This window comes from Glutamicibacter sp. 363, assembly GCF_052379505.1.
Classification (GTDB): domain Bacteria; phylum Actinomycetota; class Actinomycetes; order Actinomycetales; family Micrococcaceae; genus Glutamicibacter.
On the sequence record NZ_JBQSYR010000022.1, the window covers coordinates 13,401 to 26,609 of the forward strand.

General features: G+C 60.7%; 8 protein-coding genes. 2 read left to right on the forward strand and 6 right to left on the reverse strand.

Features of this window, described 5'->3' with window-relative positions; all coding sequences use genetic code 11:
* Positions 1 to 61 precede the first annotated feature (61 nt).
* From ACT3UA_RS13695 to nudC, 3 genes are all read right to left on the reverse strand, one after another.
* On the reverse strand, positions 62 to 673 hold the full coding sequence (locus ACT3UA_RS13695; protein ID WP_096284612.1) for a M48 metallopeptidase family protein: 612 nt from the start codon (positions 671 to 673) through the stop codon (positions 62 to 64).
* A 111-nt stretch (positions 674 to 784) separates the two neighbouring features.
* Entirely contained in the window at positions 785 to 2,908 is a 2,124-nt protein-coding gene (locus ACT3UA_RS13700) for an ATP-dependent DNA helicase UvrD2 (protein ID WP_096284610.1), read from the reverse strand.
* Positions 2,905 to 3,795 (reverse strand): NAD(+) diphosphatase, encoded by an 891-nt coding sequence (nudC, locus tag ACT3UA_RS13705; protein ID WP_176484113.1) that lies wholly within the window; start codon positions 3,793 to 3,795, stop codon positions 2,905 to 2,907. The genes ACT3UA_RS13700 and nudC overlap by 4 nt, the downstream gene beginning before the upstream one ends.
* Positions 3,796 to 3,998: 203 nt before the next feature.
* Between nudC and ACT3UA_RS13710 the strand changes: the two genes are divergently transcribed.
* Complete coding sequence (locus ACT3UA_RS13710; protein WP_096284660.1) at positions 3,999 to 5,300, forward strand: phosphotransferase; 1,302 nt, start codon at positions 3,999 to 4,001, stop codon at positions 5,298 to 5,300.
* Here ACT3UA_RS13710 and ACT3UA_RS13715 read toward each other — a convergent pair.
* From ACT3UA_RS13715 to ACT3UA_RS13725, 3 genes are read right to left on the reverse strand one after another with little or no spacing between them, the layout of a single operon-like run.
* Complete coding sequence (locus ACT3UA_RS13715; RefSeq protein WP_096284607.1) at positions 5,290 to 8,637, reverse strand: ATP-dependent helicase; 3,348 nt, start codon at positions 8,635 to 8,637, stop codon at positions 5,290 to 5,292. The two genes, ACT3UA_RS13710 and ACT3UA_RS13715, sit on opposite strands and share 11 nt — an antisense overlap.
* Positions 8,634 to 11,837, reverse strand: coding sequence for an ATP-dependent helicase (locus ACT3UA_RS13720; protein WP_255248375.1), 3,204 nt, complete (start codon positions 11,835 to 11,837; stop codon positions 8,634 to 8,636). The genes ACT3UA_RS13715 and ACT3UA_RS13720 overlap by 4 nt, the downstream gene beginning before the upstream one ends.
* 2 nt (positions 11,838 to 11,839) lie before the next feature.
* A complete protein-coding gene (locus ACT3UA_RS13725) occupies positions 11,840 to 12,229 on the reverse strand; it encodes an MGMT family protein (protein ID WP_096284603.1) in 390 nt (129 codons plus the stop codon).
* 87 nt (positions 12,230 to 12,316) lie between these two features.
* Here ACT3UA_RS13725 and ACT3UA_RS13730 point away from each other — a divergent pair, with 87 nt between their 5' ends.
* On the forward strand, positions 12,317 to 13,000 hold the full coding sequence (locus tag ACT3UA_RS13730) for a 3'-5' exonuclease (protein ID WP_096284601.1): 684 nt from the start codon (positions 12,317 to 12,319) through the stop codon (positions 12,998 to 13,000).
* The last annotated feature ends 209 nt before the right edge of the window (positions 13,001 to 13,209 follow it).

Consider the following 13,209-nt stretch of genomic DNA (forward strand, 5'->3'; position numbering starts at 1 on the left):
CAAGCAGCTCAAGCTGCTTGGACCCCCTACTTTTCGTTGGAGCGGACCTCAAAATCGCAGGTCACTCGTCGTCGAGATCGTCAAACCCGCCAGTTTCGGTATCGGTCTGTCCGTTTTCTTTGGCATGTGCGCGGAAACCTGCGCTGAATCCGGCGAGATACTGGTCCGCTTCGGCTCTTCTTTCGAACCGGTCCAGCAGATCCTGGAACCTTTTTCCGTGCCCTTGGCCCGGCGTTGCCAAATGGACTAGCTCATGGACCAAAACATAGTCTTGCACCCAATTCGGGGCATACTTCAGTTTGGCGGAAAGTCGGATGGTCCGCTGGATTGGGGTGGCAGAGCCCCACCGTTTATTTTGATTATTGACCCAACGCACCGATACCGGATTAGCCAGCCCATCAAGATACCTTAGGTCCAAATATGTGGCCCGTTCCATCAACGAGTCCTCGGTGACGGCCGCCGATTGTCGGCTCTTACGCTGGCGGTATTTCTTGAGCATTTCGTCCACGAATGCGCGCTCCGTGCTTTCATTCAGCGCCGCGGGCACCTGAACGACCAACCGGTCCTCGCGCCATTGCGAGGAGATGGTCTTCTTTCGTTTGCTCGAACGTACGATACGGACCGGGATGTCATCCGCGGCGATAAAATCAACGGTCTGAGGGTATGCCGGCATCGGGTGCCTCCACTTCTATCCTTCACAGGTTTGCGATGGTTTGTCGCTTATGAGCTCACCATAGGTCCACGTAGGTGAACCGATTTTTCATTCCCTGCGAGCTGTCGATAACTAGCCTTGGTATTCGGCCAAAACCGCCAGTACCGCTTCACCGTAGCGTTCAAGTTTGCTGCGCCCCACTCCTGAGATTTTGCCCAGCCCTTGGACCGAATTCGGTCGATGCTCCGAGATTGCCATGAGCGTCGCATCGGTGAAAATCACAAATGCGGGAATCGAATTGCTCTGGGCCACCGAGGCTCGCCAGCTACGCAGCTGCTCAAAGAGCGCTTCGTCGTACGCGGCGGGGCAAGAGGAACATCGTTTGAGTTTCCGTTCCTTCGCAGTGGTCAAAAATGATCCGCAACCGGCGCAAACAGATGGCGTGAGTTTCTGCTGCTTGCGGCGAACCGGTGCTTGCTGCCGGCTGCTGGCCTGCCGCACAGATTTAATCCCGTCCAGGAATCTCGACGGATATCGATGCGCCCGGCCACCCGGGGTCCGGGCTAAGGACCACGACAGGTAGAGCCGTATGCGCGCACGAGTAATTCCTACGTAGAGCAGCCTACGTTCTTCATCGTAGCCAGCCTGGTCCTTCGCATAGGTGATCGGTACGAGTCCCTCGCTGAGGCCTGCCAAGAAAACAACGTCCCATTCAAGGCCCTTCGCCGCGTGGAAGGACGCGAGCGTGACGCCGTCCAAGGTCGGCGCATGTTGAGTCGCGGCGCGTTCTTCAAGTTCGCGGACCACATCGCGCAAGGTCACTTCGTGCCCCTGGTCGCCTTTGCCGGCAACCAGGTCGTCGGCCAGTCGCACGAGGGCGGATAACGATTCCCACCGTTGGCGTACCGCACCGGTGCTGCCGGTGGGAGCTTCCGGAGCATACCCGTGCGAGGAGAGCACATCGCGCACCAGCTGAGGCACCGACAAGTCTCCTGCAACATTTAATGCGGCGCGGAGTGCAAGCATTCCCTCTTTGACTTCACGCCTCGAGAAAAACCGCTCGGCGCCACGCATGACGTAGGAAATTCCGTGCGCCGTGAGCGCTTGTTCAAAGGCTTGAGACTGACCGTTGGTGCGGTATAGCACCGAGATTTCAGAGACGTCTTGCCCGTCTTTGACTAGCGCCTTGATGCGTTGTGCAACCTCATCCGCTTCCTGTTCATCGTCGGCAGCCTCGAAAAATTCAGGACTGGGTCCATGCTCGCGCTGGGCAATGAGTTCCAAGGGTTCTGGCCAAATGACGGTCGGATCAGGCATCGAAGTTTCTATCCGGCGCATGGACAACACCTTATTCGCCAGATTCACCACCTCGGGTGTCGAACGGTAGTCACGCACGAGCTTGACGACGGTTGCTTCGGGGAATCGGGTGCCGAAGTTCAACAGGTAATCAGGTCGGGCACCGGTGAACGAATAGATCGTCTGGGAGGCATCGCCCACCACACACAGTTCGTCGCGCCCACCGAGCCACAGGTCGAGCAGCCGCTGTTGCAGCGGCGAAACATCCTGGTACTCATCCACCACGAAATGTCGATACTGGGACCTGACGTTGGCAGCGACTTTCTCGTCTTCTTCAAGAATTGCGCTGGTAAGCAGCAAAACATCTTCAAAGTCGATCACGCTACGGTCGTCTTTGAGTTCCTCATAGGTTTGGAAGATGCGTGCCATGCTCACCGGTTCCAAGCCGTTGGGCAGATCTCTGCTGGCAGCGACCTTGGCGTAGCTTTCGGGAGAATGCATCGATACCTTGGCCCATTCGATTTCGGAGGCAAGGTCGCGCACCATGGCGCGGTCGCTAGAAATTCGAAGTCGGCGCGCGGATTCAGCGATGAGCGGCGCCTTGTGCTCCACCAAGTTTGGCAACGTCCCACCGACCGACTGCGGCCAGAAGTACTGCAGCTGCCGAAGCGCAGCGGCGTGGAATGTCCGGGTCTGGACGCCCGGCGCCCCCAGCAAGCGAAGCCGTGTGCGCATCTCGGATGCGGCACGGGTCGTGAAGGTCAGGGCCAGCACGCTGGTCGGGTTGTAGACCCCGGTATGCACACCGTGCGCTATGCGGTGTGTGATGGCGCGGGTTTTGCCGGTCCCGGCACCGGCAAGGATGCATATTGGGCCGCTCAGGGTCTCGGCCGCGAGCCGCTGTTCGGCGTCAAGCCCTGCCAAAAGATCGGGGGCCGTTATATTTTCTTGCTCGGTCACTTGCTTGGGGCCTCCGGGAGGGCTTCTCCGTACCAGTTACGGATCAGTGCGTGTGCGATGGAAATACCGCGCGGAATTTGCAGGGTGCCGGCGCTCAATTCGGAGCCGAGTTGTTCGCGGGTGAACCAGCGAAGGTCGAGTATCTCGGCACCGTCAGGTACCAGCTGCGTGCTCAGTGCCTCGCCGGTGAAACCCAGCATGAGTGAGCGCGGCATTGGCCATGGCTGGGACCCACGGTAGGCAACATCGCCTACGTGTACCCCTGATTCCTCAAAGATCTCTCGACGCACCGCAGACTCAAGTGATTCTCCTGCTTCGACAAAACCAGCTAGGACCGAGTACATCTTGGATTTGAACATGCTGTTGGCACCGAGCAGCAAACGATCTTCGGAATCGACGATGGCGGCGATCACCGCCGGGTCGGTGCGAGGGAACAGCTCGTGGCCATTGTCCACGCAGCGTTGCACCCAACCGGAGGTAGAGGACCGAAGTTCGGAACCGCACCGGGGACAGAACACTTCGTTGCGTCTCCAGTTGGCTATTGCCTGGGCCTCAACAAACAACTCGGCCTGAGCCGCATCGAGAACATTAAATGCGTCTCGCAGCGTGGTCCATGATGACTCGGTCCGTTCATCAAGCACCGAGGAGTCGACAATAGCTAAAACAAATAAGTGCTGCTTGTCACGGCCAAGGTAGACGAATTTTTCCTGCCCGGACGCCTGATAGTCCGGGCCTGGGATCAAAAACAACGATTCGCCGTTTAGCGCAGCACCAAGCTCGGAAAGCAGCATCACTCGACTCTGCGGGTCGGCCATGACCTGTGGTAGCAGGTCAGGCTGGTCATGCTCGGTCACCGGACGCTCATACACGGATCGTGCGAAGCTCAATGAGGTGAGTGGTAATCGATATTTTTCTGCCAACGCCATACTCCTAACCTAGTGCAATTCGCTGAGCACTGGCTTGGTTTGGCTTCACGGTGAAAACAATTGCGAATGATCTGAATCGCATCTGCCGTCATGTGCGTTGAAACTAGCCATCTTCCGTGCGTCATTAACGAATGAAACGCCGGATCTCGCATACGGTGGAGGATGTGAAACGCTCTGCCATGGAACTCGCCGCTATTGCCACCGCCGCCGTGCCGGGATTGACCCCGGTAAGGTTCGCCGCGTTGTCCGATGATGCAGAAGACTTCGATTCGGCACTCATCGTAGATTCCCAAAAACACCGCTGGCGCGTACGCTCGCCGCGCCACGACGAAGCGAGTATGCGCCTGGAAGCGGAGCTTTCCGCCTTGCGCGCTTTTTCGGCCAAGGTCAGGGCCGCGCTTCCGTTCGCCCTGCCCTCTGTCGCCGGAACTGTGCGTCAGGGCCCCTTGCGAACCTTCGTATATAAAGATCTTCCCGGCCGGGTTCCCACCCTCGACGAACTTGTCGAGGAGGGAAGCAAGCTTGCGGTGGCCTTGGGTCAGTGCATGGCGGCGATCCACCAGATTCCCGATGATTCGGTCGAAGTTGCCGGATTGCCGACCTACACCGCCGATGAAGTTCGCCAGCGCAAGCTCAACGAGCTGGACACCGCCGCCGCGACGGGCCGAGTGCCTAGCCGCCTGCTGCGGCGTTGGGAGCACGCCATGGAAGATGTGTCGCTGTGGCGCTTTAACGCCACGGTGGTCCATGGCGACTTCGATGAAGAGCAGCTGCAGGTTTCACACTCAATCATTACCGCCGTCAAGGGCTGGACCGACTTGCATGTGGGCGACCCCGCCGACGACTTCGCCTGGCTCTCCGCCATTGATGACCAGAGCTTCAGCGAACGAGTATTCGCCGCCTATGTGGAGGCTCGCGGCAACTCAGCAGATCCGCACATCATGCGCCGTGCTGCGCTGGCTGCGGAATTCGCGCTCGCCCAGTGGTTGGTCAAGTCCCTGGACAGCAAAGACACCGAGCGCATTGCCGATGCCGACGAAATGCTGCAGGAACTGGATACGAATATAGCCGAGTACGGCGGTGAGCCGCTGTCCGTCGTTGAGGCTCCGCGCCCGCTGGCCGCTCCGGCATCCGCTTCGGTTGAGAAACCTGAAGTAGCGCCGAAGCCGAGCGCTCCGGCAATCAACTCTTCAAAGGTTACACAGCTACCCGTCGAGGATGAGGTAGAAACCGACGCCCCACCGGAGGACAGCACGCCCAAGCCTCCAGCGGTCTCCGCCGTCCCCGTTGAAGCTGGCGTGCAGTCCCCCGCGGCACAGCACACAGACGACGCAGCGGCCGCAGACAGCACTTCGCCGGAGGATGCCGCGAAGGCCGATTCGGGAAATAACCCTGCACCGGATGCGAAGCCAAGCGAGTCGGTGCCCGTGGAAGGCACCGACTCCAAGGAAGAAACTACTTCGTAACTTCCGTTTCGACCTGCTCCGTCAGGTTTTCGAAGGCCCCGGCGATCATGGATTCAAGTTCTTCTTCGGATGCCAGATATTCGGCGTGAATCGTGATGCCGGCGCCAACGTAGTAGAACGCGGCCTGAATCTGTTCCAGCGGGATCCCGTGCAGGCGTGACCAGCCAAGACGGTAGACCGCCAGCTGCACCAATTTGCTCTTCAGGTCCTTGCCGCTGGGCACCCTTCCGGTTTTCCAGTCGAGCATCAGCCAGGTGCCATCTTCAAGCTGGAAGACCGCATCGATGCGCCCGCGTACCGCAACCGGGCCCACACGTGTTTCCAGCGGCACCTCAACATATGCCGGTTGGCGTTCGGCCCATTCGCTGGCTAGGAACGCTTCCTTCATCGAGGCAAGATCCAGCACGTCGTCAATATATCGATCCGCTGGCTCCACGATCTCGCCTAGGTCGAGCATCTGGGTTTGTTCGTAGTATTCCTCGATCCAGGCGTGGAATGCGGTGCCTCGCCGGGCAGCCAGGCCGGGGCGGCGCGGAACGGGGCGGCGCAGGTTCTCCAGCACCTCCACAGGGTCTTCGGCAAGTTCAACGAACAATGAGGCCCGCACATGCTCGGGCGCAGCGATGACGCGTTCGCGGTTGTTCAGGAACTCGCGTTGCGCCAGCAACCTCTCCGCCTCGTCCTTCCAATGCTCACCGAAGCCGGTCAGCATCTGGCTCTTCGCCTTGGCGGCAACAACGTCTTCGGCAAGCGCACTGAGCACCTCGCGACGAGAATAGGGGTGCGGCGACTTTTGCACGGTGCCGGTAATCACCGGCCCGTCAAGCGGGTCGTACGGCCAGCGCGCCTCCATCGGTTGGGAGCGTACCGGATTTTCCTCGGGCCCCTGATCGTTTTGGACCCACACTCCAATTTCGGCGCGGGGTTCCTCCCCTTCGGCCAGTGGCAGCAGTGCGTCCATGAAGACCGAAGGTTCACAGGGCTTGGAGCGCGATCCCGACCAAATGCTGCTTGAACAGATCAGCAATGACTTAGCCCTGGTGACTGCCACGTAGGCGAGGCGGCGTTCTTCGGCAATATGATGGTCGTCCACCCGATCTTTGAAGATCGATTCGGCCTCGATCAGTTCCTTCAGCGCCGGCTGGTCGGTATCCCACTGCGGCAAATCGCCGGCATCTCCGCGCAACGGCCAAGGCAGCGCCTTATCGCCGCTGGTCCAACGATCGGATTTGGCTCCCGGGAAGACCCCCTCGTTCAAAGACATCACCGCGACGATGTCCCATTCGAGCCCCTTCGAGGCATGAATAGTCAATAACTGTACCGCCAGCGGATCAGCATCTTCGGAGGGCAGCGGGAGCCCCTTTTCCTTTTCGGCGGCCTGTTCAAGCCACATGAGGAAACCCGCCAACTCCACGCGCGGGGCATTGCGGCAATATTCGCGCACCACATCGGCGAAGGCATCCAGGTTCACCCGATATTTGTCCGCGGCAATCCACGGTCTGGCAGCCACCTCGATGTCCAGGTTCATGGCGCGTTCGACTTCTCGAATCAACGCTTCCAAATCATCGTTGGCGATCAAACGCAATTGCCGCAGTTCGGATCGCAGCGCTTCGAGCCGTTCATAGCCGGTATTCGACAACCGCCGGCCGTCGGAGCTCGTCCAACCAGCCGGAGGAAGGTAATCCAGCGCCTCGATCAGGCTTGCAGCGTCGTTGAGCTCCGCGCGGGCCGCCTCCTCCGTGCTTTGATTCTGGGTGATCGGTTCGGCGGAGTCCAGTTCGGGATTCAGCCCGCGCTCCCGGCGCCGGGCCAGCGAACGCGACCAATCGGCGAATGCTGCGAGGTCGGCGGCGCCCAAACGCCATCTGGCGCCTGCGAGCAAGCGCATCAGCTTGTCCGAGCGCAACGGATCCACCAGCACATGCAAACAGGACACGAGGTCGGTGAGCTCAGGGGTGCTGAGCAGCCCGGACAGCCCCACCAGCTGATAGGCAATGCCCCGTTCGCCAAGCACCTCGCCCATCACCGAGAGATTCGCCCGGTTGCGGCTGAGCACCGCGCTGGTCTTGTGCTCGGCACCGACGCCCTGGCGATTTTCTGCCACGATGAGGTCCGCGATCCGTTCGGCCTCCTCGCGGACGCTCGCGCAGCGATTGAGCACTACTCGGCCGGGCTGCGCAAAAGCCGAGGGTTCAAGCGGCTTGACGGAGACCGGTCCAATGGCCGGCTGCTGACCGCCAGCGGTAATGTGGTTTGCCGCGTCCAAGACGTTCACGGTATTCCGCCATGCCACCGTGAGGTGCTTGACATGTGCGAGGTCTCTGCTCGATTCGCGCACTATGGGGAATTCCTGGGGGAAGCGGAATAGCTGGCCGGCGCTGGCACCGCGGAATCCGTAGATGGATTGGTTGGGGTCCCCCACCGCGGTCACCGGGTGGCCATCGCCATAAAGTTGCGAGAACAGCACCATCTGGGCATGCGAGGTGTCTTGGAATTCATCGAGCAGCACCACCTTGTGGCTGGTGCGCTCGGCAAGCGCCGCGGCCGGAACTTCCTGCGCAATATGCGCCGCGTGGGAGACCAGATCGCCGTAGTCCATCACCCCGAGTTTCGCCTTGGACAGGGCGTATTCCTGGGCCAGCTCGGCGATGGTCGCGCGGGAGGCGAGCCGGTCGATCATGTTCTGCGCCGCAACGGTCCGCTTCTTTTCCTTGTCCGCCTGCATCGGGAACAGGGAGACTTCGGCAATGAGGTTGTCGAGCCATTGCTGGGCCTGCGGCGGGGAGACCAGATGCTCGGAGGACTCGGAGCTGAATGAGACGATTGCGTCGATCAGCGTGCTGGTCGCCGAGCCGAGATGCTCGTAGTTTCCGGTATAGCTCTCCAACACCTGATGGGCCAGCTGCCAGGATTGCGCCGCACCGAGCAATACCGTGTCTTCTTCGATCCCCAGGCGAAGTCCGTAGTCCTGCACCAAGGTATTGGCATAGGAATGGTAGGTGGATACCGCCGGGTCCAGGAAGTCTCTGGTTTCCTCTTCACCGAGCAGCCCCGTGGCCACTAGCTGCGCGATCTTGGCTCGGATACGTGCGGAAAGTTCGCCGGCTGCCTTGCGCGTGAACGTCACGCCGAGGATTTCTTCCGGGCGAACCAGCCCGTTGGCGACGAGCCAAACCACCTTGTCCGCCATGGTCTTCGTCTTGCCGGAACCCGCGCCGGCGATGACCAGCATGGGTTCCAAGGGGGCACAGATGATCTCGGCCTGCTGCGCGGTTGGCGGGAACTGCTCCCCTAGGGCTTCGGAAAGTTCCTGCGGGGTGAATCGAATATTGCTCATGGTTCGGTGACCTGTCGTCCTTGCTCGCACAATGGGCAGATTTCGGGCAGCGTGCACGATCCGCGCAGGCCCTCGGAGCCAATGGTGTGCCGGGTGGTGAATTCGCTCTCGCCCATCAGCTCGGCCGCTTCGAGAATCAGCTCCCGCGCCCAGGTTTCTGTTCCAAGGGCCGGCTGATCCCGCAGGGTGGCCGACTTCGTCGGGGTACCGACGTAGACCAGCGACGCTCCGGCTGGTTCGGTGGAAAGCGCGGCGGTTTCATCGTGCTGCTGCAATGCACCGAGCTGCACCGCGGTCTGGTAGACGGCCAGCTGCGGGTGGGTTTCGGTGTCTTTGAGCGTTGGCGCTTTGCCGCCGGTTTTCAGATCTACCACCGTGGCCTTGCCCTGAGCGTCGGCTTCCACCCGGTCGATGACTCCGCGCAGCTGGATATGCTTGCCTTCCTGCGGAACGTCAACCTGGAAGGACAGTTCTCTCGCTCGTAGTTCACGCCCGGAGGTGCGCATGGCGATGCTGTATTGCGCGAGTTTTTTGAGCATTTCTTCGGCTCTGTCAAAGTCGCGCTGCCCCTCCCAATTCGGGAGCTTTTCCAGCTCCGGCCACCGCTGCTCGAGGATGTTCGAGTATTCGCTCCCGCTGGCCTCCGGGTGCTCTTCGGCGATGGAGTGAATCAAGGTGCCCAGGGAGGCGGCGAAGTCATGCGCCGCTTCTCCCCCGGCGCTTTGCACAAACCAGTTCAGCGGCGACTTCACCAGGGTCTCGACCTTTGAGGGTGACACGCGCAGCGGTTGATCGGCGGGAACCACCGGGGCGCTGGTGCTCAGTGGCTTCAATCCCCACCAACCCTTTGGGTGAGCGCCACGCACCGGGTATTCGCTGTCGGCCAATTGCCCTAGCACCGTGATGGCGTCGTGGTAGATCTCGTCGGCCGAAACGTGCTCGGGAGCGGGGACCGCACCGAGTTGCGCGGCCTTGGCGCGTTCGGCCATCGAACGCAGTTCAGCCACCAGCGTGGGCAGGGCCCTGATTCGTGGGACCGCGGTGAGTTCTCGTTGCGCGCCGCCGTTTGGGTCAACCAAGTCCAAGAACGATGAGGGTTGCGAGTCCTCGTTATCCACCGCCGTGCAAATCAACAATCGCGAGGCGCGCGAAACGGCGTTGCTGAAGCTTCGCATTTCATCATTGCGGATTCCGCGCACCAGCTGCGTCGGGGTGCGTGTGCTCAGGAAGGCCAGGCCGTGTTCTACCGCGTCGGCCAGGGCGTTGGAACCCAGCAGCTCACCGCGCAGCCGCAGGTTCGGCCAGCTGCCTTCCTGCAGGCCCGGAATGAATACGACGGGCCAGTGCTTGCCTGCGGCCGCCGCGGTGGTCAGCACCGTGACCGTTTTCGTCCCGGTGGCTCGCGAGGCCAGCGAGTCCATCGGCAGTTCCTGATGCAAAATGTGATCGATGAAAAGTTCCACGCTGGCACCGGGCAGCTGATCCACAAACCGTTCGGCTGCCTGGAATAGCGAAAGGACCGCGTCCAGGTCGTGATCGGCACGACGGGCGGTATTTCCGGTGCCCAGCGCTTCCTTGCGCCAGGCGTTGGCCCGGCCCGAGGCTTCCCACAACGCCCACAGCGCCGTTTCCGGGGTTGCCTGCCCGCTGGCAAGTTCGGTGCGCAAGGCACTGAACATGCTCAGCAGGCGTTCCAAGCCAAAGGCTACGGGCCCCAAGTCACGGCTCAGTTCCGGTTCATGAAGGCTCGCTTCGAGAAGCTCTTGGCTGGATCGCCGTCCGCCCACCGAGCTTTCGCGTTGGCGCAGCAGCTGCCTCAGGCGTCGAATTTCCAAGGCGGTGCTCATTCCGTAGCGCGAGAGCAGCAAGTTCTGCATCAGCAGCGGATCGTCGCTTACGCCGCCGGCCAGGGCCAGCTGGACCAGGTCGAGCAAGGGCCGTACCGCGCCCTCATCCTTCAAGGGGATTTCGGCCGGTGGAACCTGGACCGCGATCCCTTGGCCTTCGAGGAACCGACTGAAGGACCGTACCTGTGAACCGTTGCGGACCACGATGGCCATGTCGGAGAGCGGGAAGCCCTCGTAGAGATCCATCTGGACTATGCGTTGGGCTATGTAGCGTTCTTCCAAGGTGGAGTTTTCAAAGCACAGAGCTTGAACCTGCCCGGTTTCGGTTTCCGCTGGCGCTTCCAGTTTTCGTCCGCGCAGGCCGGCCGCTAGCGGGATTCGCCGCACGACGCGCTTCCAAGCATCCATAATGGCCGGTGCCATGCGCAAGCTGGTATCCAATTCGAAGAGTTGAGCCTCATCGTTGCTGCTGTAATTTTGCGAGAAACGGTTCAGCTCATCGGGGCGTGCACCACGAAATCCTTGGACCACATTATCTGGCGCCGCAAAGGCAACGAGCCGGCGATCACGCGCGATCAGCCGCAGCAGCCGATGCTGCGACAAGGTCGCCTCTTGCAGGTCATCGACGAGGATCAGCTGCAGTTTTTCGTGCTCTTCGGCCAGGAACTCTGGATGCTGTTCGAACAATTGGGCGGCACGGGTCATCAGACCCGCCGGGTCAAAAGCTTCGGCACTGCCTAGGTCCAGCAGGTCGCGGTATTCCTGATAGAAGCGTGCCGCGGCCACCCACTCTGCGCGCTTGGCCTGTTCCCCAAGCTGCGCAATATCTACCGGTTCAAGTCCAAGCTCAGAAACCCGGTCAAAGAATTCACGCAGTTCTTTCCTGAACCCGCGTGTTTCGACCGCTAAGTTCAAGTCCTCGGGCCACCCCGGGCCCGCGGTCAATCCCTGCTGGTGGCCTTCGAGGAGGTTGCCGATGAGCGTATCCTGTTCAGGTCCCGAAAGGAGCCGAGGAGCCCGTTCCAAATTCGGCAGCAGGCCTTCCAAGCGTGCCCTTCGGATGAGATCAAAGGCATATGCGGACCAGGTCCGCACCACCGGCTCGGTAAAAGTTTGATCCGCTCGGCGGCTGAGGTCGTCTCGAATGCCGGCAGCGGTCAGACGAGTTGGCGCAATAATCAACAGCTGCAGCGGATCCAAACCAGCGTCCAGATGCGCCACGGCTGTGTCCAGCAGAGCCGTGGTTTTCCCGGTCCCCGGGGCCCCGGTCACGAGGGTAGGTTTGGCTACCGTTGCCAGCCTTTCAAGCAGCGAAGACGTATCCAGTTGTGCCGGGTCGGTCATATCTTCCATGTTCATAGTTGATCATCCGCTTCGGACAAGTAGCCCGGTTGCAACGCCGCTTTGAGCGAATCAATTTGCGCCCATTGGGCATCGTTCGGTTTCCAGCGTGCTTGGGCCATATTCACGCGCCTACCCCGGCGGGGAGTGTTCTCCCGCGTCCACTCGGCCTCTCCGCGTTCGCCGAGTGCCAGAGTCAGGGTGCCGTCGGCCCGAAGAATGCGCCACCAGGGTGTCCCCTCCGGTGAACTTCCCATCGCTTTGCCAGCCTGCCGAGCGCCGCCGACCCCCAGGAGCTCTGCTACGTCGCCATAGCTGAGTACGGCCCCCGGCGGGACAAGTGCCGCCAGCCGATGGACGGCCTCGGCATAATCGAGGGGCAAGTGGCTTGATTCGGAGCTCATGTCCCTATTGTGCCAACTTGGACATCCTCATCCACAACCGGAGCGTCAGCCCAATGGTTGACCGAGTGAGCGGGTAGCGTTGATTTCATGAATGAATGGCATAAGGGCCTTGCAGTTGGCTTTGACTTGGAAACCACTGGCGTCGACACCACTACGGCGCGCATCGTCACTGCGTCGGTGGTTCTGCTTGATGCCCAAGGTCAGGTTGTGAACCAACGGGAGTGGCTGATTGATCCCGGCGTTGAAATTCCCGAGGCTGCTGCCGCGGTGCACGGCGTGTCCACCGAAAAAGCTCGTGCGGAAGGCATTCCTGCCGCTCAGGGCGTTGCCGAGATCCTCAACCTGCTCCAGTTCGCCGCCCAGCAGTCCCCGGTGGTCGCGTTCAACGCCGCCTATGACTTCTCCGTCCTGCATGCCGAGGCCTTGCGCTACGACCTGGTGCCGTTCATCCCCGGAAACGTGATTGACCCGTTCATCATCGACAAGCAGGTCGACAAGTTCCGCAAGGGAAAGCGCACGCTGGCAGCTGCCTGCGAACACTACGGCGTCGTCCTGGAAAATGCCCACACCTCCTTCGCCGATTCGGTGGCATGCGTGGCGGTAGCGCGAGCCATCGCCGAGAAGTACCCGCAGCTACAAGTTGATCCGCAGGATTTGCACGGCTGGCAGATCGGGTGGGCTCGCGAACAAGCCGCGAGCTTCCAGGAATACCTGCGCAAGCGCGATCCCCAGGCCCTCGTCGATGGCGCTTGGCCGATAAAAGACAGCTAAACCATGCATTTCCAGTGAATGTTAGGCACTTCACATCCCAAAAACTGGCTCCCGCGAGATTCCGGGTAAGTCATTAGTTCATCTTCAGTCACAAATCTGCGAATCATCTTCGATTCGTCCCCGATTTTGGCCGCATATGAAGAATAGTGAATGCGTTTTGCGGGCGGTTCGGGCGATATTGTTCGATAGTGATTCAATGGAGGGTACTC

What these genes read in the sequence shown, in the direction of transcription:
- ACT3UA_RS13715 (WP_096284607.1), bottom strand. Translation starts at nt 8,637, where the DNA reads ATGAGCAATATTCGATTCACCCCGCAGGAACTTTCCGAAGCCCTAGGG.
- ACT3UA_RS13720 (WP_255248375.1), bottom strand. Translation starts at nt 11,837, where the DNA reads ATGGAAGATATGACCGACCCGGCACAACTGGATACGTCTTCGCTGCTT.
- ACT3UA_RS13695 (WP_096284612.1), bottom strand. Translation starts at nt 673, where the DNA reads ATGCCGGCATACCCTCAGACCGTTGATTTTATCGCCGCGGATGACATC.
- ACT3UA_RS13730 (WP_096284601.1), top strand. Translation starts at nt 12,317, where the DNA reads ATGAATGAATGGCATAAGGGCCTTGCAGTTGGCTTTGACTTGGAAACC.
- ACT3UA_RS13725 (WP_096284603.1), bottom strand. Translation starts at nt 12,229, where the DNA reads ATGAGCTCCGAATCAAGCCACTTGCCCCTCGATTATGCCGAGGCCGTC.